Source organism: Duncaniella freteri, assembly GCF_004766125.1.
In the GTDB taxonomy this organism is placed as follows: Bacteria; Bacteroidota; Bacteroidia; order Bacteroidales; family Muribaculaceae; genus Duncaniella; species Duncaniella freteri.
On the sequence record NZ_SJSA01000002.1, the window covers coordinates 787,095 to 810,879 of the forward strand.

The window sequence follows — 23,785 nt, forward strand, 5'->3', positions numbered from 1 at the left end:
CCGCAAATTAGTGATATTTTTCTACAATCTATCACTTTTGCCATGTGTTTTAAAACATAATTGCACAAAACAACAAGAATTCGTCCCGAATTTGGTTAGTTCATTCAGTTTTGTTAAATTTGAGGGTTATTTACCAATCTTCATTTCACAACAATGGCAAAACGTTACGTAGTGGGCATAGATATAGGCGGCACCCACACCGTATTCGGCATCGTGGATACAGACGGACACATCGTAGCCTGCGACAAGATAATGACAGGCGAATATCCTGAATTGTCCGACTATATCTCATCACTCGCCAAAGCTGTCACTGAACAGATTTCAGCCAACGGCCTGGAAGGACAGATCGAAGGCATAGGCATCGGAGCACCGGCAGTAAATCACAATACTGGAGTGATCGAGGGAGCTGTAGATCTTCCATGGCCATCACCCATCCCGCTCAAAGAGATGATGGAAAGTGCCACCGGACTCCCTGTATCAGCCACCAACGACGCTAACGCGGCAGCTATAGGCGAACAGATATACGGTGCAGGAAGAGGTCTGTCAGACTTCATAATCCTTACTCTCGGAACCGGAATCGGGAGCGGCATTGTCAGTGACGGACATCTCGTGCACGGACACCGCGGACTCGCTGGAGAACTTGGTCACACCATCATACGTCCCGGAGGACGCCAATGCAGCTGCGGGCGCAAAGGATGCCTTGAGACTTATGCATCCGCCAGAGGGATAGTGCATACTGCCATCGAAATGATCGCAGAATTCCCCGACATGAAATCCGTACTGAGTGAAATCCCTCCAAAGGACCTATGCTCGGCAGATATAGGCAATGCGGCCGCCAACGGTGATCAGCTTGCCATACGTGTGCTCAAATATACAGGTGAGATTCTCGGAGAAGCTTGCGCCAATTTCTGTGCCTATTCATCCCCTCAGGCAATAGTGTTCTTCGGAGGTGTAACCAAAGCAGGCGACCATCTGATAAACCCCATACGAGAATCTCTCGCAAAGCATATACTTTACATATATAAAGACCAGGTTGAGATCACCACATCACAGCTTCCACACAATGATGCGGCAGTGCTCGGTGCAGCAGCGGCAGCATGGTGAAGACCGCACACCTAACACCACAACAGTGCCTTAATCCGAGACAATAACAAATCTTATCTCTTATATCCAAATTAGTAGTGGTGCGATAAAAATCCAACCACTGTGATTAATATATTAGTATTTAGTCAAATACAAGAGTACATTGATTTTTTGATTTGAATTTGGTTTATTAGTCTTGTTGTTCAGAAGCATCAAGATTATGAATCAAGGAAAGTTCGTGTTCTCCCAAGTCATCGAGTTTATACCGCGCTACTGGTTCGATAAGCTGGTAAAGCAATATAAAGGCGATTGGCATGTAAAGAATCTCACCAGTTACAACCACCTCCTTCATCTGCTCTTTGGTCAATTGACAGGGTGTGATTCACTTAGAGACATTTGTCTATGTTTGGAAGCCCACTCGAAAATCCTATATCACCTCGGTTTTCGCAACACAGTGAACCATACATCATTGTCTCGCGCAAACGAAAGCAGGGATTATCGTATTTTTGAGGGACTTGGGTTTTATCTTATCGGATTGGTTAGACCAATGTATTCAAAGGTTCAACTCTCAGAGATAACCATAGACAACGTAATTTATGCGTTGGACTCCACGACCATATCCACAAGCATAAAACTCGCAGCGTGGGCGTTGGGCAAATACAGCAAGGGGGCAGTTAAAATGCATACTTTGCTTGATTTACGAGGAAGTATACCCACCAACATCCATATCACTGATGGTAAATGGCATGACAGTAACGAACTCGACATGCTCACACCGGAACCATTCGCTTTTTATGTAATGGACAAGGCGTATGTTGACTTCAAGGCACTGTTCAAATTCCATCAGTCGCAGGCATTCTGGGTGTCACGCCCAAAAGAGAACATGAAGTTCACAACCATAGAGCAGTTGGCTATCCCCGATACGACCCCAAGTATCATAGAAGACTCTCGGATTCGTGTCACCGGATACAAGTCCTGCAAGCTCTATCCTGAGGATATGAGATTCGTAAGAGTATATGACATGGACAATGATGCCATTGTTGATTTCATATCCAATAACTTTGAAGTCAGCGCATTGGAAATCACCAATCTTTATCGTCACCGTTGGGATATAGAGGTTTTCTTCAAGTGGATTAAGCAGAACATCGTCGTCAAGAATCTTTGGGGATTCTCCGAAAATGCCGTTAAAGTCCACATTTGGACTGCCATCATAGCCTATCTGACGGTAGCAAGAATAAAAGCCAATTATAACAGCTGCTATTCTATTACCGAGGTGGCGACCTTGATCAGAATCTCTGCCTTGGAGCGTGTCGACCTGCGATGGCTTATGACCAAACAAGACCCATCAACCAATTCAGACCAAAATGTCAAAGAACTCTCTTTATTTGATGATTTTTAAACTAACGCGATTTTTATCGCACCAGTAGTATATCCAAATGAAAAAAATTTTATTCTCAGCTCTTGCCGCATTGGCATTATCAGCCACTACGGCATATGCCGCCGACAAATACATACCGTCCGAAGAGGTAAAGCGTTCTCAAAAAGAATTTTCGGCCGACCGCTTCGGCATATTCATCCACTGGGGCATATACAGCATGTTCGGTCAAGGGGAATGGTATCTCAACTACGGCGTAAAGGCCGACGAATACGCCAAAGCCGCCAAAGGGTTCTACCCTATTGACTTCAATGCCGAAGAATGGGCCCGCGCCATCAAAGGTTCGGGAGCAAAATATATCTGCTTCACATCACGGCACCACGACGGATTCTCCATGTGGGACACAAAGCAAAGCGACTATAATATAGTAAAGTCCACCCCTTTCAAACGTGATATCGTAAAGGAGCTGTCAGAGGCTTGCCAGAAAGAGGACCTCAAACTTCATCTCTACTACTCTCACATCGACTGGACTCGCCCCGACTATCCGCGTGGGCGCACCGGGCTCAGCACCGGACGCGACTCAACTTACTCCGACTGGGACAATTACTACAAGTTCATGAATGCCCAGCTCACAGAGCTTCTTACAAATTACGGACCTATACGTGCCATATGGTTTGACGGAGTATGGGACCACGATCAGGACACAGTGCCTTTCGACTGGCAACTCGGACCTCAGTACGAGATGATACATCGCCTGCAACCGGCATGCCTTGTAGGAAACAACCATCATATCACCCCATTCGAAGGTGAAGATATACAGATATTCGAGAGAGATGCTCCAGGAGAGAATACAGCAGGTCTGTCCGGACAGGAAATAAGCCGGCTTCCGCTTGAGACATGCCAGACCATGAACGGCATGTGGGGCTACAAAGTAATCGACACAAATTATAAAAGCACTACCGAACTGATCCGTTTCCTTGTAAAGACAGCCGGACTCGGAGCCAATCTGCTACTCAATATCGGTCCGCAGCCTAACGGCGAACTTCCAGCAACAGCTCTTGATCGACTTAAGGATATGGGAGAATGGCTGAGTGTCAACGGCGAAACCATCTATGGGACTGAAGGCAGCCCATTTGCCGAACAGTCGTGGGGCACCGCTACCCGCAACGGCGACAGGCTCTTCCTTCATGTCATAAAGCCAGGCACCACCGAGATCATTATTCCGTCTGACCTGAAAGTAAAAAAAGCGGAGACCTTCGCATCCCGCACTCCTGTGGAGACAAAAAAATCCAAAGACGGTACCATCCTCCGAATGGACGCCACTCCCGATGTGCCTGACCATATCATAGAAGTGACTATAAAAAAGTGATATAACAACCGGGTAACACATTTACATAAACGGTAAAATGAAACAAATCACTCTTGAAATCTGCGCCGGAGATATCGACAGCGTAAAAGCAGCCGTTGCCGGAGGAGCCGATCGCGTAGAACTATGCAGCGCACTCGGTGAAGGTGGCGTCACTCCGTCATTAGGATTCATAGCCGCCGCAAAAAATATACGAGGCATCAGGGTGCACGTGCTCATACGTCCGCGAGGAGGCGATTTCATATATACCCCCGATGAGGTGGAATGCATGCGCTCCGACATCGCCATGTGCCGGAGTCTCGGAGTTGACGGTGTGGTAATAGGGGCACTCACTCCAGGAGGTGATATTGACATGGAGACCTGTAAAAGACTTGTGGATGAAGCCGACAACATGAGCATCACTTTCCATCGTGCATTCGATATGGCAGAAGACCCCGACGAGGCTCTCGAAGATATCATCTCACTCGGATGCGACCGCCTGCTCACTTCGGGAATGGCACCTACTGCTCTTGACGGCATCCCTACCCTCATGCATCTGCGTGAGCGTGCAGAAGGCCGCATAAGGATTATGGCAGGAGCCGGAGTGTCACCAGCAACAGCCCCAGCCATACTTAAGGCGGCAGCAGCGGACGATCTGCATGCATCAGCACGAACCAAAGTCACCTCCCCGGTAAAATTCCGTCGTGAAAGCGTGAAGATGGGCACACCTGATGCCGACGAGTTCTCACGTCTCACCACATCCGCCACAATAGTGCGCAACCTTAAAGACATAATCACCGAATATAATACCATACACTGATGCGACACATATGCCGTATATTCTCATCCGCTATGCTACTGTTCGCCACAACAGCATCCATGTTTGCAGTAGACAGGATAGAGACACCATTATCAAGAAACGATTTCGAGAAGCGTTACAAATCATCCATGCCTTCTCAGCTAAAGGCCCTGCTGGAGAGCGATACAGTCACAGCCCTCGAAAAAGAGGGACTGCGCTTTATGTATGCCTATATGACACTACCTGACATAATGGACCGGACTCCGCAATATTACCTCCAAAACATCCGAGGAGCCATACGAGCATCCGAGGAGATGCCGTGGGGCAAGGATGTCCCCGACCGTGAGTTCCGGCATTTTGTGCTTTCCCCACGTGTTAACAACGAGAATCTTGACGACTCACGCGACTATCTCTATGCCGAACTTAAAGATCGCATAAAGGGAATGTCAATGGAAGACGCCATATTGGAGGTGAATCACTGGTGTCACGAAAAAGCGACTTATAGACCTTCAGACGGACGCACCAACTCGCCAAGCGCGACAATACGCTCCGCCTTGGGCCGATGCGGAGAGGAAAGCACATTCGGAGTCGCAGCGTTACGCTCAGTCGGCATTCCTGCTCGTCAGATATATACTCCGCGATGGGCACACACTGACGACAATCACGCCTGGGTAGAGGCATGGGCTAATGGGAAATGGTACTTTCTGGGAGCCTGCGAGCCTGAGCCAGTACTTAATCTTGCCTGGTTCAATGCACCCGCATCACGCGGCATGATGATGAATACCAGAGTCATAGGGCGTTATGACGGTCCTGAAGAAGTGTTGCTCACAAACGCTGCTTATACCGACATAAACGTAACAAGCAATTACGCCCCGACAAGCACCATCAATGTTACTGTGAAGGACAAGAACGGTTCACCGGTACCCGGAGCAAAAGTACGTTTCTGTATCTACAATTATGCCGAATTCTTCCCTGTGTGCACAAAGGAGGCTGACGCCAATGGCAAAGCATCAATAGTTGCCGGCAAAGGGGATATGATCATATGGGCATATGACGGAGACCGTTTCGGAATATCCAAAGCTTCGGCATCAGCTCCCGCTACTGTCACCCTTGAGTACTCTCCGGAAAGTGTGGCCGAATTTGATTTTGACATCGTGCCTCCTCCGGTAAGAGCATCCATGCCTCCGGTCACAAAGGAACAAACTGCCATGAATGACATGCGCAAGGCTCAGGAGGACTCAATACGTATCGCATATATGAATACGTTCTATACCCCGGAACAGTCAGAAGTTCTTGCCAAAAAACTTGGTCTTGACTCCGAAAAGGTGAAAGATATAATGACCGATGCAAGAGGCAACTGGCGCGTGATAGAATCGTTCCTGAACGAAGTCCCGGAAACGGACCGCAATAAGGCGATCGACCTTCTTAGCGTCATAGCGGTAAAAGACCTCAATGACATAAATGCAGAGACATTGCGCGATCATGTTGCGACTCCTGACGTGAACAGCTGGCATTTCAAACAGAGCATACTTAACCCACGTGTATGGCTGGAGCAGCTCACTCCATATAAACATGTTTTCCGCAATGCATTCTCAGAAACTGAACGCAACAGCTTCCGTGCCAACCCGGATAAATGGAGCAAATGGGTATCAGACAATATAACCATTGACACTTCATGGAATCCTCTCGGATTCAGCATGCATCCTGAAGGAGTACTGAAAGGGAGAAAAGCTGACACCCACTCCGCGGCAATATTCTTTGTAAGCGGAGCTCGCAGTTTCGGCATTCCGGCGAGACTCGATCCTGTGACTTGCAAAACACAATACGCCGACAATTCAGGGAAATGGATTGATGTAGACCTTTTCGGAAAAGTTGTCACGCCAAATAATCCTAAGGGCAGAATCAATATCAGCTATACCCACGACGGAGGGCTTGAGCCGAAATACTATCCACAATTCACCATCGCAAAGATCTCTGACGGCATCCCGTCGACACTTGAATTGGGAGAACTTCTTCCTGTGTCACAAATAGCTTCCGAGCCCATCGAAGTGGATGCCGGACAATATATGATGGTGACAGGAAGGCGCATGGCTGACGGAAGCGTGCTCGCCAAGATACGTATCTTTACAGTCCAGGAATCCGCCATAGCAAACGTCCCTCTTACTGTGCGTCATGCGACAAACGGAGTAGAAGTAATAGGCAACTTTGACGCTGAAACACGCTATAAAGATCCGTCGGGCGAACTTCGCAGCATACTTTCCACCACAGGACGCGGGTATTATGTACTCGGACTGATAGCTCCAAGCCACGAGCCATCGGCTCACGCCCTCAATGACATATCGGCAATAAAAGATGAATTTGAGAAATGGGGGAAAAGCATTGTACTGCTTCTGCCTGAAGAGAGTGCCAGCCGTTTTGATTCCTCACTCTACAAGTCACTGCCATCAACAATCAAATGGGGCTCAGATCCGGATGGTAAGATAGCGAAAGCTCTGAAAGATGGGCTTAATCTGACTACTTCAGATCTGCCGATATTTATTATCGCCGATACTTTCAATCGTGTCGTGGCTGTACAACAGGGATATACCATCGGACTTGGAGAAACACTACTCAACACTATTCTTCAACTCTCCGAATAACTCACTTATCAGAAACCAATTTATTAACTATTTAACCACATAATTACAACACCTGACATGTCATACAAATACAGAAAATCAAGCCGCAGGAAATCATCTCGTAAATCACTCTCTTCCCTCATTCTGACCTTTGTATTACTCGGTTGTTTCTGGGTAGCCAATACTCTCACTTGCTGCAACAATCCGGAACCGGAAATGCAGCAAGTACCTGGAGAGTATGGCAACCTTATGAAAGTCGTCACCAATCCGGACGTACCCTCTCAGCTAAAGAGCTACACAGGAATGGATGTTTCGTTCAATGCCGACTGTCATATCCCCAACTGGGTGTCATGGGAACTTACTGAGGAAAAGACCAATGGGACGGTGCCACGCGGAGATGAATTTTTTGTAGATCCCGAAATCAAAGGTTGCGCTTACGACTATGACTACCGTGGATCGGGATATGACCGTGGTCACATGGCTCCGGCAGGTGACATGAAATGGAGCCAGAAAGCAATGGACGAATGCTTTTCATTCGCCAACATGTGCCCGCAGTTACATTCTCTCAACAACGGTTCCTGGAAATCACTTGAGGAGAAATGCCGTACATGGGCTCAAATAGATGGAAAAATCTATATTGTATGCGGTCCTATTATGGATGAGACCCCATTGGAATATATAGGAGACTCCAAAGTATGGGTGCCGCGCAGGTTCTTCAAAGTAATCATAGCCCCCTACTCTACTCCGGCACGCGGCATAGGTTTCATAATGCCGAACGGCACTGTGGTCGGAGGAATGCAGAACTGTGCTGTATCCATTGACGAGGTAGAGAAACTTACCGGTCATGATTTCTTCTCAACGCTCCCCGACGATGTTGAGGAACAGATTGAGAGCCAATGTAATTTTCACCAATGGAGCACTCTTAAAAAGTAATGATGGACCTCTACCTTGCTGAAGATACCATCTGTGCGATATCCACGCCTGGAGGCACGGGAGGTATAGCCGTGATTCGCGTGAGCGGACCGGAAGCGGTCAGTATAGTTGACTCTTTGTGGAAGGGAGCACCGCTCTCCTCCGCAAAGAGCCATACAGCACATCTTGGAGAAATAATCGACAAAGAAAGATCCGACGAACCTCTTGACCAATGTGTGGCCACCGTATTTCGCAGGCCCAATTCATATACAGGAGAGGACATCGTTGAAATTTCTGTACACGGCTCACGATGGATACAGCGTGAGACAATCGCACTTCTCATACGTTCAGGATGCAGAATGGCACAACCAGGAGAATACACCCGACGTGCTGTGATGAATGGACGCATGGACCTGTCGCAAGCCGAAGGTGTGGCTGATGTCATAGCCTCGTCGTCACGTGCCGCTCATCGTATAGCCATGAGCCAGATGAAAGGAAGCATCTCGAAAAAACTCTCCACACTACGTGAGCAATTGATACAGCTATCTGCTCTTCTCGAACTTGAACTTGACTTTTCGGAGGAGGACGTAGAGTTTGCCGACCGTAACCGATTGCTCCAGATAGCTACCGATATCCATAATGAACTCCAACGCCTACACAACTCATTCCAAGGAGGCAATGCCATAAAGGAAGGAATCCCTGTAGCAATAATCGGAGCGACAAATGCCGGAAAATCATCACTACTCAACACTCTCCTTGATGATGAACGAGCAATAGTAAGCGACATACATGGCACTACACGCGACACAATCGAAGAGACTCTTGAAATCGGTGATTACCTTTTCCGTTTCATCGATACCGCAGGACTACGCGACACATCCGACCCTATTGAACAGATAGGCATCAGCCGTTCACGTAAAGCCATCAGCAGATCTGTCATAGCGCTCCTTATCATCGATGCAACGACCGTTCCGGATGACAGCCTTGATATGACCGCTCTTAGAAACCACCTTCCGGAGGAATTATTGTCCGACACAGGAATATCACCAAGCATAATAGTTGTACTAAATAAGGTCGACCTGCTTGACTCATCATCCAAAACGAAACAAGCAATCAATACAGACAAGATATCCATTGAAAATGTGATACCCATATCCGCAAAACATGGCACAGGGATATCCGACCTGAAACATGAGCTGACAAAGATTGCAAAAAATAAAGACACCACCGATCAAAACGACATCATAATCACCAATCTGCGCCAGGCTGAAGCTCTTGGTCAAGCCATTGAATCAATCCGACCTCTAATAAATGGGCTCAACAACGGACTTGAAAGCTTCCTCATAGCCGAACATCTACGCGAAACCATTTCCCACCTCTCCACAATAACAGGCACAATCCCCTCCACCGAAATCCTCAACACCATCTTCTCCCAATTCTGCATCGGCAAGTAATGGTTGATTATCAATGCGTTAAATTGATAGTAATTGACTATTACTGAACGATAAAACTTAAATCTTACAAGAACGCCTAATGCTGATAACTGTCAGTGCTAGGCGTTTTTATGCACTATTTTGTACGGATTTTGTACGACAGCGACTCATTTCACCACAAGCGTCAGCAAGGTGGTGGAGAAAGTTGACAATGGTTGTCAATGGTTTACGAACATTTACAAACAACGGAGAAATCTCCACAAATGAAATGAGTAGCAACATTAGAATTGAGAAAATTTGCGAGTGGTGTGGCAAACAATTCACCGCTCAGACTACCGTCACTCGCTTCTGCTCGAAGCGATGTGCGGAGCACTCCTATAAGGAGCGAATGAGACAGCAGAAGATTCAACTCGCAAACTCAACTGTGCCAGCGACGACATCTGCTATTAAGGAGAAAGATTATCTGACAGTCGCGGAAACAGCGCAAGTGCTGGGTATGACTCGGCAGGGTATTTATAAACTGATTTATCGCGGTAATCTTGTTGCGGCCAAACTCAGTTCTCGTTTGACACTTATCAAACGTGAGAGTATAGACAAAATGCTTGATGGTTCCCCATATACAAAAAGGGAAACCAATGAAAAGAAAACGATAAGTGAGTTTTATACTCGCGCAGAAATTCGTGAGAAGTTCGGGGTCAAGGATTCGTGGATATACAAGGTCGTTGCCGAGAACAATGTGCCTAAGACCATTCTTCGTGGTAAGGCATATTTCAGCAAGAGCCATATCGACCGGCTTTTCTCTGCGAGAAAGGAGAATCCGGAAATTACGGAGTGGTATTCGGTCGAGGATATTCAGTCAAAGTATGGTATGACTCTCTCTGCGATATATTCTCTGGTGTCGAAAATCGGTATACCAAAGCGCAAAGAGGGTTCAAAGGTCTACTATTCCAAATATCACTTCGATGTGGCCAAGGGTGCTAAGTCAGCCGAGGATGTAGAGTTTATTTCGGTGGCTGATGCCATGGAGAAATACTTATTGACCCGTGACCAGCTGTATCACTACGTCAAAAGATACAAGATAACCAAGCTCCGCTGTGGTAAGCATGTCAAACTGAACGCCAAAGAGTTAGCCGAGTTATTCAACCCAAAGATTGAGTTATAATCCGGTGATTTTTCTCACCGGGCAACCACCTCTTTCCCTAACACATTATAAATCTAAAACAGCATAATATGGAATCAGCAACAATCACCAAAGTGACCCTCCGAAAAGAAAAACTCCGCAGCGGCAAACTGTCGCTCTATCTCGACTACTACCCACCCATCTGGAATCCGCACATCAAGAAGATGTCGCGCCGGGAGTTTCTCGGTCTGTATCTCATCGGTAATCCAAAAGACAAGTTCGAGCTTGATTACAACGAGGAAATCATGCTCAAAGCCCGTGGCATCCGTGCCACCCGCGAACTGGCAATCATCAATGAGGAGTTTGGCTTCCTTGACCGCACCAAGAAACAAGCGGACTTTCTTGAATACTTCGAGAGCAAGACCAAAGAGAAATATCAGAAATGGGAAATCGTCTATAAACACTTCAAGGACTTCTGTAATGGCAGATGTCTGATGAAAGACGTGACTATCGGACTGTGTAACGACTTTCGCACCTACATTCTCAGAATCGGGGTGAAACAAACGGGCAACATAATCTCACGCAACTCTGCCGCCGGATACTGGTCAACCTTCCGCGCTCTGTTGAAGTTGGCATATAAGGAAGGCTGGCTCCGTGAGAACGTCAATGACTACCTTGACCGCATTGACTGGGAGGAACCGAAAATCAACTATCTCGAAATCGAGGAGGTTAAGAAACTGGCTGCCACGCCATGCAAAGTCGATGTACTAAAACGTGCATCACTCTTCGCCTGTATGACAGGACTTCGCATCAGCGATATTCTCCAGCTCCGTTGGGAGAATATTGAGTTGTCACCCGATGGCGGCTACTGTATGCGCATCCGTACCCAGAAAACTAAGACGCAGGCAACACTGCCATTGAGCGATGAAGCCTTGTCGTACTGTGGTGAACAAGGTCGAGGCATGGTATTCAAAGGACTGAGCCGTGCCCATACCCGCGAACCGTTCAAGAAATGGCTAAAAGATGCCGGTATCAAGAAGAAATTTACCTTCCACGGTCTTCGCCACACCTACGCTACACTTCTGATTACCAACGGTACAGATATCTACACCGTCAGCAAGATGCTAACGCATAAAAACGTCGCCACGACTCAGATATATGCAGAGGTCATCAGCCAGAAGAAGCGTGATGCCGCCAACTCAATCACCCTCAAATGATTGATAAGGTTAAAGCTCAAAGCAGGCACCGCAAAAACACCGATCAAAACACCACAAAAACACCGATTGAAATGCCGCAAAAACACCGATTAAAACGCCACAAAAACACCGATTTGTGTTGAATCATCATAACCTGTGTACGCTGAAAGCTACGCGATGCCGCTAAAATTCAATTATCCTGAAATAAAATAATTAGCATATAAGCTAACACTCTCGAAATTTTGTTATATCTTTGTAGACGAATTATGAGTAAGAAAGTAAAAATAGAGCCTGTGAGGTCTTCCGAATCGGCAAGCCTCTACACCATCATCTTTGAGGATGGTGATATGTCGGAGTTCGCAAAATTCCTTAACCGCTTCAAGGACAATGGCAAACTCCAGCGTGACTATCAGCTGATTCTGTATGCCCTGCAAAAAATTCTGGAAAATGGAGTGCAGGAACGATATTTCCGTCCCGAGGGGAAATATGCAGACAGAGTATGCGCACTCCCGATTGACTCAGGCAAACTGAGATTATATTGCCTGAGAATTTCGGATAAAATATTGATTCTTGGCAATGGAGGTATTAAGCAAACAAAGACATACAATGAGAATCAGGAACTCAATGGTTATGTCATGGATCTTCAGAAATTTGATGCGCTATTAAAAGCAGCTGAGAAAGAAGGATCCATCATTGTCGAAGAAACAGTCCTGAATGGAATAACCGATAAAACATTTGAGTTATGAAAACTACAGCCCAACTATTCGATGAATGTCTTGCTACCGTTAAGAACGATGTCAAGATGGAACTTGACATGTCGTTTGCCTTGGCCGATAAGATTGACATGATTCTTCGTGAAAAGAATATCAGTCAGAAACAGTTGGCAAAAAAGATGGGCAAGACCGAAGCAGAAGTATCTCGATGGCTTGGAGGCACTCATAATTTCACACTGAGAACGATAGCAAAGATTTCCGATGCTCTCGGCGTCAAACTTTTAACCATATAGTGTGATGGAAAGCAATACCTCTAATCACGATGACAAGATAATGCATTGCTCAACTTTCGACGAGCTTCTTGATGCAGAATATGGCAAGCCCGGCACCTCGGAGCGGGAACAGTTCGACGCTGATGCGGCGGCGTTCTGTCTGGCAGAGACACTCAAAGAAGAACGTCTCAAAGCCGGACTGACCCAACAGCAGCTCGCTGAGCGTATCGGTACTAAGAAAACCTATATCTCTCGTCTGGAAAACGGCAAATCTGATGTCCAGCTCAGCACCCTCTTCCGAATCTTTGAGGGTCTCGGCAGAAGGGTATCTTTGACCATCCTGTAAATAGACAATAATCTTCAGACTGGCTCAAAAAAAATCGCACAAAATAGTCGTAGTTTGAGCTATTATTGCTATATTTGCAACCTAATAGACGCAAGTACGACTATGGAAGAGAATATATACATGTTACCTGACAGTGAAATCCGCCGTCGGCTGGGACAAAAAATAAGGCATCTGCGACTCCGACAGAACTTCACTCAGACATCACTCGCAGAACAGGCGCAAGTCTCATTGACGACACTAAAGAGAATCGAGAAAGGCGATATAAGCTATTTCGATTCCCTGATGCGCGTGCTTCGCATACTTGGCGAACTGGATGTGTTCTCGTCACTCATTAAGGAAGATGAGATGAGTCCCAATGAATATTTCGAGTTTGTCGAAGCAAGCAAGAAGAAGCAGCGCAAACGCGCAAGCGGCAATAACAAGACCAACACACAACCTAATACCGAGGAATCAGAATGGTAGATATAGCAAGAGTAAACCTGTATGGTCAACCCGTCGGTACATTCCGATGGGACAGCAACCGCCAGCTGGCACATTTCGAGTATGCCGAAAGCTTCATAGGCAAAGGTCTTGAACCCTCGCCGCTTCTGATGCCTGTGCGTCAGGGAAGGGTGTATTCATTCTCCGACATAGGTCGTGAGACGTTCAAGGGACTTCCCGGTATGCTTGCAGATTCATTGCCCGATACTTACGGACGAGCATTGTTCGACCGCTGGCTTGCGCTGACCGGGCGTAGCAGCGGGAACGCTGTGGAGACGTTATGTTTTCTTGGGAAACGCTGTATGGGAGCGTTGGAGTTTGAACCGGCCATGGATGCGCCCTATGGTCCCGATGTCAGAATAGAACTTGATTCCCTTGTTGAAGTGGCAAGCGAAGCACTGTCGGAAAAGGAAGAATTTGGAGCTAATCTTGAAGAGGACAAGAAGGCGGCAATAGCCGAGATAGTGCGACTTGGTACCTCTGCCGGAGGACAGAGGGCGAAAGCCATCATAGCCTACAATCCATCGACCGGGGAAGTTCGTTCAGGACAGATTGAAGCCCCGGAAGGCTTTGACTATTATCTGATAAAACTCGACGGTGTAACCGCTGAAGCCGGATTCAGGGAAACTCAGAATTTCGGCCGACTGGAATACTCTTTCTATCGGCTTGTAAAGGAATGCGGCATAGAAATGTCGGATTGCAGTCTGATAGAAGAGAATGGACGCGCCCATTTTCTCACCAAGCGTTTTGACCGCCGGAATGGTGAGAAAATTCATATGCAGACACTCTGTGGTATAGCGCATTATGATTATCGTAATCCCCGTTCATACTCTTACGAGCAGGCGTTCAACGTGATGAGAGCATTGAGACTGCCATACTCACAGGCACAGGAAATGTATCGTCGCATGGTATTCAATGTTGTAATCCGCAATCAGGATGACCACACAAAAAACATATCCTTCCTTATGGACAGACAAGGGAAATGGACTCTTTCGCCGGCATACGACATGGGATTTGCCTATAATCCGAAGGGTGGATGGACAGCACAGCACCAGATGTCAATAAACGGAAAGTTTGACGACATCACTCGCCAAGACCTTTTGGAATTTGCGAGACACAACAATATAAAGGAAGCTACTGAAATAATTGACCGTATTGCCGAAGTGTCTTCACGCTGGCCTCTCTTGGCAAGGGAATGTGAAGTTCCCCAGCCCATGATAGATGCCATTATGCCGAATTTGAAGCTCTCTATATAATACATCCTTCTTCGCAAAGATTTCTATAATGATGAAAATATATCCTGACAAAGACAAAGCATTTCCAAATTCTGCGATTCCGAGCATTTGCTACATAAAAAATGTGGTGAAGAATCCGAGAATCATTATCGGAGATTATACATATTACGATGATATAGACGGAGCCGACAGATTTGAGGAACACGTTACACATTTCTATGAGTTCATCGGTGATAGGCTGATAATCGGTAACTTTTGCGCCATTGCTAAGGGAGTTACTTTTATTATGAACGGCGCCAATCATCGGATGGATTGCGCCACCACCTATCCTTTCTACATAATGGGAGGAGATTGGGGAGGTGCGATTGCTCCGGTAATGGATGAATTGCCGCTCAAAGGTGACACAGTCATCGGCAATGATGTGTGGATCGGGCAAAATGTGACAATCATGCCCGGCGTGCATATTGGCGACGGAGCCATAATCGGCACAAATGCCACGGTTGCCTCCGACATTCCTCAATATTCGATAGCCGTGGGCAATCCGGCAAAAGTCATACGCCGCAGATTTGACGATGAAATGATAGACCTGTTGGAGCGTCTACAATGGTGGAACCGTCCCATTGAAGAGGTTGATACATTGATTCCTATACTCTCAAATCCAGATATAGCCCAGGCAAAAATTGATATAGCGGAATATCTCCGCATTCAATACGATTAAATTGTGGCCTTACCTGAACGAACAAAACAGTGGGTTAAATTGTCTATAAAGACGTGAATATTTAACCCACTGTTTTATTTATGAAGGAAACGCCCCAGCGCTTGAGGAGCCTCGCTCCCCCTACCCGGGACAAAATTTTTATCTGGAGTGCCGTGGTTGCCGGTTGCGGCATCATGGCTTTACTTGGTCGTCATGCCGCCATAACCCGTTTCGGCACTGACGAATTTACCGGCAATGTTCTCTTTGCCGTTTTCTTTGTCCTCACAATCGGTCTATATTGCGGATTCCAGTCGGCAGTCGAAGATGTTTTCAATCGTCTTTCAACTCTTTTTCGCCGTCGTGAAGTTATGGCTATTGCTGAAACTGCCAACGGTGAGAAAATGCACGTTTCAGTTGAAGAACCATCAGTAACAATGACGCAATATTTCGAGACCAACTCAGAAGTGTCTGACATTGAAGAGAGCAATGCAACTTTTGAGAAATCAACGGACAAAGCACCGTTTGAGGTCTTGGAAGTTGTAGACGATATGCGTCATATCCGTTTCTCGGACGGAGAGGAAGCCTATGTGGGTATTGGTCTATCTGATGAAGAGATTATCCTTGAAAAAGCGTATAACGATTCAAGAGATTATGATGCCGAACTTGAAGAGGCATACAAGGAGTATCTTGACTCTATGACTGCGGAAGAACGATATGACCACGACCACGGTATTAAACGCGTTAAAAAGAAGAGAGAATATGGTGAAGAAGTAGGTTTCTTTTCATCAGTATCAGTTCAAGAGATCCACAACAATCCGGATGGAACTACTTTGATCGAGGAAACAGAGCAAGAGGTCTATGTTACTCCCGACGGTTCGGTGTATTATCTCGAAGACATGGGTCCAATATGCAATTTTTATGAGAAATACAAAGACACCATAGAAACGCATGAAGAAATAATCACAAGAAAACAACAATGTGATGAGGCGTTTGAGGAGATGCAACGTCACGAAGAATTATATAATCTTGAACAGGTGTCGTTTATATGTGCATATATCACACATACCATGAAACAATTCATGGAGTCTCACGAACTCGATAAACTTCATAAGAACGCTGAAAAATGGACTAAAAATCCCATAGCTAAATTCGCTTCTGTTCGGCTCCGAAGCAATCACCTGTCGAAAGAAGACATCAAACATCTTTGTTACAATGTCGGCAAGTTCCTGAATCTTAAGGGGAATGAAATTGCACTATTCGTCAAAAATGTATTTGCAGAGAGTTTTGACACCGTAAAAATAGGAACAATTATAGCAAAACTTGCAGATAAGAATCCAAAGAAGGATCGTATTCCTTTACTGTCAGCCAAAGAAATGAATTATCTCTTTGAACACTATAAACGCTATAAGACAATCAACCTCGACATTATACCCAAAAGATTGGCGGAGGAAGAGGCTAAAGCCAAATTAGAGGCTGCAAAAAAGAAAAGCGGGAAATAACAAGGAAATCCTAAGTATATTACAGGCGAATAGTCGGGACAAAAGTCATGACTATTCGCCTATTTTGCTATAACTCAATCTCATAAAGTACATGAACACATAGCGGTGAAGCATCTGACAGTTTCGGGTGATTAAACTCTCCAGCCTTTACCATGCCAATCTTCTGCATCACACGTTCTGAAGGAGCATTAATTTTGGCTGTGAAAGAAAACAACCGTTCAATTCCTGATTTTTTTGCCAATTTCAAAACTGATCTTGCCGCCTCAGTTGCATATCCCTTATTGTGATAATCGGCTGCAAGTCGCCAGCCTATCTCAACTCCGGGAGTAAAAACTGCATCGAAGCCTATCCCATGAAGCCCGACATATCCGATGAATTCTCCGGTAGACTTTATTTCCACTGCATAAAGCCCCCAACCCTTTTGATTGAACTCATCCTGTATCCGTTTGTAAAATGCCATAGTTTCCCCATCACTCAGTATAGCCGGGAAATAGCGCATTACCTGTTCATCCTTATTCATAGCAATGAACAATGGTAAATCTTCCGGTTTCCACGAACGTAAAATAAGCCTTTCAGTTTCGATATATACCATAATGAATCTCAATTATAACGCAAATTTACTCAACTTTCCACACCAATGAAAGCCATTAAAGGTTATTGCTCAAAATAACCTTGAAATCACCTACTGTTTTTACGAATCACCATACAAATATTTTCACAAAACACCTTCTGAATATCACAGTATTAACACTTGCCAAACGGTTATTTTAGAACGTGATTGCGGTTATTTATTTCACCGACAACTCACTTTCAATCAGTGCGGTTCTATTTCCGTAAACAATATAAAACCGCACTAAAATGGAAGCACCAACAATCACCTTCGACCAACTGCCCCACGTGGTAGGCGGTCTCTCAGAGAAACTCGACCGAGTGCTTGAACTGCTTGAAAAGGCAGGCTTCACCGGCCACTCCAAACAGTCCAAGCCCTCGCGCAGACTCGTGTATGCGAAAGAGGCTTGCCAGATAATAGGCAAGTCACTTTCGAGTCTCTACCGCGGCATCAAGGCTCCGAATGACCCCATTCCGAGCTACAAGCGCGGCAAACTCCTCTATTTTTATGAGGATGAACTGTACGCATGGATTGAAAGCGGACGCAAACATTCCGTCGCTCCATCACTCGCCGAAACTGCGGCTGCCATAACTGCCGGAATGAAACGCCGTCCCCGTGGTGGATATAACTTCTGAGCCTATGGAAAAGAATATTACCACTGACTCAGTAATCAGCGCACTGATGAATCACATCAAGACATCCGATAGTGATTTCCCGGTACATGTGTTCCCCGCCAAGATGCAACGGATCATCCTCGAACTCAACACCACATGCGGTTTCCCGATTGACTACACGGCATCGGCTATGATTGCCGCAATATCTGTGGCAATCGGCAATACCCACCGCGTAGAAGTGAAACGCAGCTGGCAAGAATCGGCAATCGTGTATATCGCGATTGTCGGACGCCCCGGAGATTGCAAATCACATCCGCTTACATTCGTGATGCGCCCGCTGGTCAATGCCGACTGGAAAAACAATCAGGAGTTTCAGAAAAAGCATTGCGAATATCAGCAGGCTATAGCGATGAGCCGCAAGGAGCGCATCAGTGCCGGACTGGAAGAATTTCCGAAAGAGCCGAAACGGTTGCGCTACCTGGTGTCGGACGTGACGCAGGAGGGTCTCAGTGCCATCCACTCCCATAATCCTCGTGGATTATGCCTTTGGGTTGATGAACTGTCGGCATGGTTCAAGAACTTCACCCGCTACAACACCGGCTCGGAAGAACAATTCTGGCTTTCGGCTTTCAACGGCAGCACAACAATGTCGGACCGCAAGAATTGCCAGAACTCCATCTTCATCAAGCGTCCGTTCATCTCGGTGGTCGGAACAATCCAAAAACGTCTGCTCACCGAACTTGCCAACGGTGAGAGAGCCGCCAACGGGTTTATTGACCGCATACTCTTTGCAATGACCAAGAGCAACGGCAAGCCGAGATGGAACGAGGATGAAGTGCGCGACGATCTCGACCGTGAATGGGAGCGCATACTCAACCGACTTCTTTCGGTGGAGTGTGTGGTCAACGAGGAAAAGGAGCCAATTCCCACTGTCATGCGGTTCACTGCGGATGCCAAGCGCAGACTCTATGAATGGCAACATGAGAATGCCGCACTATGCGACAACGAGATGAGCGATAATGTGGTCAGCTTCTTCTGCAAACTCGAAATCTATGTGCTCCGGTTCTGCCTTATACTCCGATTGGTTCGCTGGGCTGTCAGTGATAAAGAGCCGCGCCCCTCATACATCGAAGATGACGACGTGGCAGGAGTGATAGAATTGGCTGAATATTTCCGAAGCAATGCGCTCAGCGTACTCACCTGCATCAGCGAGGAGAAATTGAATGAACTGCACCGCACCGTGTATGAGCATCTCACCGAGGAATTTTCAACCGCCGACGGTATCCGTATAGCCGAGCGGTTCGGGATGAAAGACCATACATTCAAGATGTTCCTCACCCGCAATCTCAACACTCTCTTCCGTCGTGTACGCCAAGGGTGGTATAAGAAGCTGTCTTGTTACTCCACTAACAAAGTTACTTCCGATGAACAGGATTGATGATGCAATGGTAGCGGCCACCATGCGTGGCTACGACAGAAACAATCTGTTCGCTTTCGTGGCGGCGATAATCGGAAGTGAAGAAGCACAGCGGTTGATGGAAATGTATCGCGTAGGCACATCGAAGCATTGGCAAGGTGCCACGGTGTTCTGGCAAATCTCGGCTGACGGTAACGTCCGTGGTGGTAAGATTATGCTGTATGACCGATTGACCGGACATCGTGTGCAGGAACCGTTCCCCCACATCAACTGGGTACACTCAGTGTTAAGATTGCCCGATTTCAAGTTAACCCAATGTTTCTTCGGTGAGCATCTGCTCCCATACATCCGCGACAAACCGGTTGCCATTGTGGAGAGTGAAAAGACGGCAATACTCGCAACCCATTACCTCCCGCAATATCTGTGGCTCGCCACAGGCGGCAAGTGCAGTTGTCTCAACCGCGAGGCAATCAAGGCACTTCGAGGCAGAGAGGTGATGCTTGTGCCCGACCTTAACGCTACCGACGATTGGCGCAAGAAACTGACGCTATTCGATGATTCGGGAATAAAGGCAACTCTGTTTGAATCGCTTGAACAGATGGCTACCGATGAGCAGCGTGAACAAGGTCTCGACATTGCGGACTTCCTGATAGCCGAGCAAACTCCACACGGCATCCTTGAACAAATGATGCAACGAAATCCGGCATTGCGACAACTCGTTGACGCGCTACAGCTGGAACTCGTAGGCATCGAAGAATACAAACCGAGCGAAAGCTCACTGAAATCTGAATAAAATGGCACAATCAAAAATCTCAAATCCTCAGTCATCTGAAGTGACTGATATTTTCAACAACTCAAATCTTTCCGAAACTGTGGAAAATCACGTCAACTCCAATGTCCAGCCAATCGCAGGACAGAGCGAAACCGCTCAGCCCAAGTCAACCCGTCCCACCGCCAAGCAGCGCAAGAGCGAACTTGAAGATTACCGAACCGCTTTCTTTGCCCCGATTAAACTCGGCAAGGACAACAAGCATCAGGTAGCCATCAGCAATGACACGTTTGACCGAGTCGAGCGCACTGCCCGATTCTTCGGCGGTCCCGGTTACAGCGTCAGCAACTTTGTCGAACACATCATCAATGAACACCTCGACAATAACGCTGCCAACTATGAAGGCTGGTTCACTCTAATCAGTAAATCGTTCTGACCACTGCCCCTCGGCAGTGAAAATGGCGAAGCCATCGGCAGCGCCGGTATCCGGATATTCTGTCTAGAATAGGAGGATAGCAAGGTAGTGGCAATGTAAACATTTCCGACCTTGCATCCTCCGTTACCGGGTGGCTGGAGTCCGTTCCCGATGGTCACAATGTCAAATTCCAAAATTCCAAGACAATGACTTTCACAAAAAGAAAGAAGGCTCCTCCGGGAGCAACCGAGAAGTCCGGCAAGTCATACGTAGTCAGTGTCCGGCTCAATGAAGAACAGTATCATACCGTGCAGGAGAACTGTCGAAAATCCGGCAGAAAGCTATCCGACTTCTGGCGCCACGCTCTGCTCAACGCCAAGGTTACGGCAGTAGCCACACCCGATGACATGGCGATTCTGCGTCAGATCGGGAGCATGGCGAACAATCTGAACCAGCTTGCGAAGAAGGCCAACGAAGCGGGGTTCAAGCTCGTGGAGTGGTCTCTCAAAGGTCTTAGCAAAGAAATAAAAACTCTTTATACACGACTGTCGTATGATTGGAGGCATAACTAAAGGAAGCTGTTTTTCCGGCTGCGTGGAGTATGCACTCGCGCTGAAAGAGAAAAACAAAGAGGCTCGTCTGCTTTATTCCGAGGGACTGCTGACCGACACACCGAAAGATATTATCGACGGTTTTGAGTGTCAGAGACATCTCAACTACCGCGTTCAGCATTGGTGCGGACATATCTCGTTGTCCTATTCTCCGAAAGACGCGGAGCGCATGAGCGATGAATTTATGGTGAAACTCGCTCTGGAATATATGGAGAAAATGGGCATCAAAAACACCCAGTTTATCATATCCCGTCATCTCGACAAGGAGCATCCGCACTGCCACATCGTATATAACCGAGTGGACAATGACGGCAAATGCGTAAGCGACAGTTTCGAGTATTACCGCAACAACGAAATCTGCGACGAGATGAAAAAGAAGTATGGTCTGACCTACGGATTGAACAAAGACCAAGTGAAAACTGAGCGACTTAAAGGACGCTCGAAGACCCGTCAGGAGATCTACCTCGCGGTTCAGGCTGCCAAACGGACTGCCAAAGACTGGACTACTTTCCAACGCGAACTGGCACAGAAAGGCATCTCCGTGAAAAAGAAATTCCGCCGGAACTCGACCGAAGTCGAAGGACTGTCATACACGAAGGATGGCCGGAAGTTCAAGGCTTCGCAGATTGACCGCGACGGCAGATGTTCTTACGAGATAATCTGCAAGGCACTCGAAAGGAATAAAAACAGTCAGGCTCAACCGGCGGCATCCGCTCCGAAACAGATGCAATCCCACCCCAAACAGGAATCCGGCGCCATTGGCAAAGCCATAGAAGCCGTAGCCGATATTGCCGAAAATCTCGGCAACGCAATCGGCGGCATCTTCCAAGTCGGACCTGCCTACGACCCGGAAGAAGAGGCGTTCATCAACGAGATGAAACGCCGTCAAAAGAGAAAAAAAGGCAGAAGTTTGTAATTTCAAAAACGAAAAAGCATGAAAGAAAATTTTGAAAATTCTCAGGAGAACATTCTCCAGAACATCGCTGAAGACCTCAGCAACATCAGCGGTACCTGTACCGAAATCAAGGAGTCGCAGCTCAACTGCGCCACCGCCGACGACCTGAACAATATGGGTACAACCATAACGTCAGCCGTCACCGAGAAAGTCGATGAGATGCAGACATCCATCGAAACCCAGACGCAGACGGTCAGCGAAATAGGAAGTAATCTGACAACCGAAGTCAACGACCTGAAGACCGAAATCACCAATAGAATTGATGACTTCACCGCCAATCCGCCGGTGCAGAAGATTGAAAAGACAATCCGTATCGCCCCGGAATCATGGCAGGTCTATCTCGCCATGTTCATCGCGGTATTCACGTTCATCTTCTTTGGCGCAACTACGATATGGCAGGAATCACGCATCGAGAAGGCCCGAATCTCCGACATCAAGTATCACTACATCCTGATGCACGGCGGAGTCGGGACCGAAGGACTCGACAGCATCGAGAGCTGGTTCCGTGACCCGGAGCGCGTCAAGCATATCGAATCGGAGGTGAAAGCCTACGAAGACCGTGTGCAGGAAACTGCCCGCGCCCTCGACCAAAAGCAACGCCTCGAAGAAAAAATCAACGAACTCAATTCCCAAAACACCAACAAAAATTCTAGAAAATGAAAGTAGCAAACAACCTCAACCAACTTCTCTCCCGTGTAAAAACCATCTTTGGCCGCAAGGCGACCTCGGCAGCCAACAGCCCACTTGAGGCAGAGCCGCCCACCGGCATCGCATCCGTAAGCGACCCTCGCCTCAGAGCAGCCTTCGCCGACATCGAGAAATATCTCGCCGACAATTACGGTACACCGGTAGCCAAACTGCGCTATCAGGACTACACCAATGGAGCCACTCTTACATCCGAAGATGCAACGTTTGCTGTATCGCTCGTAATCCTAACAGCCACAAACGGAGCTGCACATCTCCCCGACAACGTGTTGCTGCTCGGCGGAGTCACCTCGACCAACGATGTAGAATGGCTCGCCGCCGAGCTGAAAAAGTTCACCAACTTCCTCATGAAGCTCTGCCCCAAGCATCGCATCCAGCACCTCGCTTTCGCCTTCTCCAAAGACAAGCCTGACAACCCGGCCATCGTCAAAGAAGCCGACGTCACCTGCATCCGCCTCTACTAAGAGGTAATCTCACCCAACGCCCTGACAAGACTCACCCTCTTGTCGGGGCGTTTCATATACTAAGATTACCTTCTAATAATCTTTAAAACAATAATCTCGGCT

Annotated in this window: 25 protein-coding genes; 24 read left to right on the top strand and 1 reads right to left on the bottom strand. The window is 47.2% G+C overall.

What is annotated here, in order from left to right:
• The first annotated feature begins 153 nt into the window (after positions 1-153).
• The 16 genes from EZ315_RS13505 to EZ315_RS13580 all read left to right on the top strand — a co-directional run bounded on the left by EZ315_RS13505 (position 154) and on the right by EZ315_RS13580 (position 17,123).
• Positions 154-1,104 carry an ROK family protein gene (locus tag EZ315_RS13505; protein WP_135472552.1) on the top strand — a complete coding sequence of 317 codons (951 nt, stop codon included), beginning with the start codon at positions 154-156 and terminating at the stop codon, positions 1,102-1,104.
• A gap of 199 nt (positions 1,105-1,303) precedes the next feature.
• The gene (locus EZ315_RS13510) at positions 1,304-2,482 is read left to right on the top strand and encodes an IS4 family transposase (RefSeq protein WP_135472553.1); all 1,179 of its coding nucleotides are present in this window, start codon (positions 1,304-1,306) and stop codon (positions 2,480-2,482) included.
• Between the two features lie 37 nt (positions 2,483-2,519).
• Complete coding sequence (locus EZ315_RS13515) at positions 2,520-3,827, top strand: alpha-L-fucosidase (protein ID WP_135472554.1); 1,308 nt, start codon at positions 2,520-2,522, stop codon at positions 3,825-3,827.
• A gap of 37 nt (positions 3,828-3,864) precedes the next feature.
• Positions 3,865-4,623 (top strand): copper homeostasis protein CutC, encoded by a 759-nt coding sequence (locus tag EZ315_RS13520; protein ID WP_135472555.1) that lies wholly within the window; start codon positions 3,865-3,867, stop codon positions 4,621-4,623.
• The gene (locus EZ315_RS13525) at positions 4,623-7,241 is read left to right on the top strand and encodes a transglutaminase domain-containing protein (RefSeq protein ID WP_135472556.1); all 2,619 of its coding nucleotides are present in this window, start codon (positions 4,623-4,625) and stop codon (positions 7,239-7,241) included. Before EZ315_RS13520 ends, EZ315_RS13525 begins: the two co-directional genes overlap by 1 nt.
• A 195-nt stretch (positions 7,242-7,436) precedes the next feature.
• On the top strand, positions 7,437-8,153 hold the full coding sequence (locus EZ315_RS13530) for a DNA/RNA non-specific endonuclease (protein ID WP_170957555.1): 717 nt from the start codon (positions 7,437-7,439) through the stop codon (positions 8,151-8,153).
• Positions 8,153-9,586, top strand: a complete 1,434-nt coding sequence (mnmE, locus tag EZ315_RS13535; protein ID WP_370463780.1) for a tRNA uridine-5-carboxymethylaminomethyl(34) synthesis GTPase MnmE — start codon at positions 8,153-8,155, stop codon at positions 9,584-9,586. Before EZ315_RS13530 ends, mnmE begins: the two co-directional genes overlap by 1 nt.
• A gap of 247 nt (positions 9,587-9,833) precedes the next feature.
• Positions 9,834-10,727, top strand: coding sequence for a helix-turn-helix domain-containing protein (locus EZ315_RS13540; RefSeq protein ID WP_135472558.1), 894 nt, complete (start codon positions 9,834-9,836; stop codon positions 10,725-10,727).
• Positions 10,728-10,795: 68 nt separating this feature from the next.
• The gene (locus tag EZ315_RS13545; RefSeq protein WP_135472559.1) at positions 10,796-11,902 is read left to right on the top strand and encodes a tyrosine-type recombinase/integrase; all 1,107 of its coding nucleotides are present in this window, start codon (positions 10,796-10,798) and stop codon (positions 11,900-11,902) included.
• Between the two features lie 245 nt (positions 11,903-12,147).
• Complete coding sequence (locus EZ315_RS13550) at positions 12,148-12,627, top strand: hypothetical protein (RefSeq protein ID WP_135472560.1); 480 nt, start codon at positions 12,148-12,150, stop codon at positions 12,625-12,627.
• Positions 12,624-12,887: a helix-turn-helix domain-containing protein gene (locus EZ315_RS13555; protein ID WP_197731919.1), complete on the top strand. Its 264-nt coding sequence runs from the start codon at positions 12,624-12,626 to the stop codon at positions 12,885-12,887. The genes EZ315_RS13550 and EZ315_RS13555 overlap by 4 nt, the downstream gene beginning before the upstream one ends.
• Before the next feature lie 4 nt (positions 12,888-12,891).
• Positions 12,892-13,212 (top strand): helix-turn-helix domain-containing protein, encoded by a 321-nt coding sequence (locus EZ315_RS13560; protein ID WP_197731920.1) that lies wholly within the window; start codon positions 12,892-12,894, stop codon positions 13,210-13,212.
• Positions 13,213-13,314: 102 nt separating this feature from the next.
• Positions 13,315-13,674, top strand: coding sequence for a helix-turn-helix domain-containing protein (locus EZ315_RS13565; protein ID WP_135472561.1), 360 nt, complete (start codon positions 13,315-13,317; stop codon positions 13,672-13,674).
• Complete coding sequence (locus EZ315_RS13570; protein ID WP_135472562.1) at positions 13,668-14,948, top strand: type II toxin-antitoxin system HipA family toxin; 1,281 nt, start codon at positions 13,668-13,670, stop codon at positions 14,946-14,948. The genes EZ315_RS13565 and EZ315_RS13570 overlap by 7 nt, the downstream gene beginning before the upstream one ends.
• A 31-nt stretch (positions 14,949-14,979) precedes the next feature.
• Positions 14,980-15,645, top strand: a complete 666-nt coding sequence (locus EZ315_RS16725; protein ID WP_394347034.1) for a CatB-related O-acetyltransferase — start codon at positions 14,980-14,982, stop codon at positions 15,643-15,645.
• Between the two features lie 80 nt (positions 15,646-15,725).
• On the top strand, positions 15,726-17,123 hold the full coding sequence (locus tag EZ315_RS13580; protein ID WP_170957556.1) for a hypothetical protein: 1,398 nt from the start codon (positions 15,726-15,728) through the stop codon (positions 17,121-17,123).
• A gap of 67 nt (positions 17,124-17,190) precedes the next feature.
• Here the strand turns inward: EZ315_RS13580 and EZ315_RS13585 are convergent, their stop codons facing one another.
• Positions 17,191-17,715, bottom strand: a complete 525-nt coding sequence (locus EZ315_RS13585) for a GNAT family N-acetyltransferase (protein ID WP_170957557.1) — start codon at positions 17,713-17,715, stop codon at positions 17,191-17,193.
• A gap of 266 nt (positions 17,716-17,981) precedes the next feature.
• On the opposite strand from EZ315_RS13585, the gene EZ315_RS13590 reads away from it, so the two are divergent.
• From EZ315_RS13590 to EZ315_RS13625, 8 genes are all read left to right on the top strand, one after another.
• Positions 17,982-18,368: a helix-turn-helix transcriptional regulator gene (locus EZ315_RS13590; protein WP_135472565.1), complete on the top strand. Its 387-nt coding sequence runs from the start codon at positions 17,982-17,984 to the stop codon at positions 18,366-18,368.
• Between the two features lie 4 nt (positions 18,369-18,372).
• A complete protein-coding gene (locus EZ315_RS13595; RefSeq protein WP_135472566.1) occupies positions 18,373-19,785 on the top strand; it encodes a DUF3987 domain-containing protein in 1,413 nt (470 codons plus the stop codon).
• The gene (locus tag EZ315_RS13600) at positions 19,772-20,557 is read left to right on the top strand and encodes a DUF6371 domain-containing protein (RefSeq protein WP_016411806.1); all 786 of its coding nucleotides are present in this window, start codon (positions 19,772-19,774) and stop codon (positions 20,555-20,557) included. The genes EZ315_RS13595 and EZ315_RS13600 overlap by 14 nt, the downstream gene beginning before the upstream one ends.
• A 1-nt stretch (position 20,558) precedes the next feature.
• On the top strand, positions 20,559-20,969 hold the full coding sequence (locus EZ315_RS13605) for a DUF3408 domain-containing protein (RefSeq protein WP_135472567.1): 411 nt from the start codon (positions 20,559-20,561) through the stop codon (positions 20,967-20,969).
• A 185-nt stretch (positions 20,970-21,154) separates the two neighbouring features.
• Positions 21,155-21,520, top strand: a complete 366-nt coding sequence (locus EZ315_RS13610) for a plasmid mobilization protein (protein ID WP_135472568.1) — start codon at positions 21,155-21,157, stop codon at positions 21,518-21,520.
• Complete coding sequence (locus EZ315_RS13615; RefSeq protein ID WP_135472569.1) at positions 21,501-22,475, top strand: relaxase/mobilization nuclease domain-containing protein; 975 nt, start codon at positions 21,501-21,503, stop codon at positions 22,473-22,475. The genes EZ315_RS13610 and EZ315_RS13615 overlap by 20 nt, the downstream gene beginning before the upstream one ends.
• A gap of 18 nt (positions 22,476-22,493) precedes the next feature.
• Positions 22,494-23,174, top strand: a complete 681-nt coding sequence (locus EZ315_RS13620; protein ID WP_135472570.1) for a hypothetical protein — start codon at positions 22,494-22,496, stop codon at positions 23,172-23,174.
• A complete protein-coding gene (locus EZ315_RS13625) occupies positions 23,171-23,683 on the top strand; it encodes a hypothetical protein (RefSeq protein ID WP_135472571.1) in 513 nt (170 codons plus the stop codon). The genes EZ315_RS13620 and EZ315_RS13625 overlap by 4 nt, the downstream gene beginning before the upstream one ends.
• Positions 23,684-23,785: the final 102 nt, after the last annotated feature.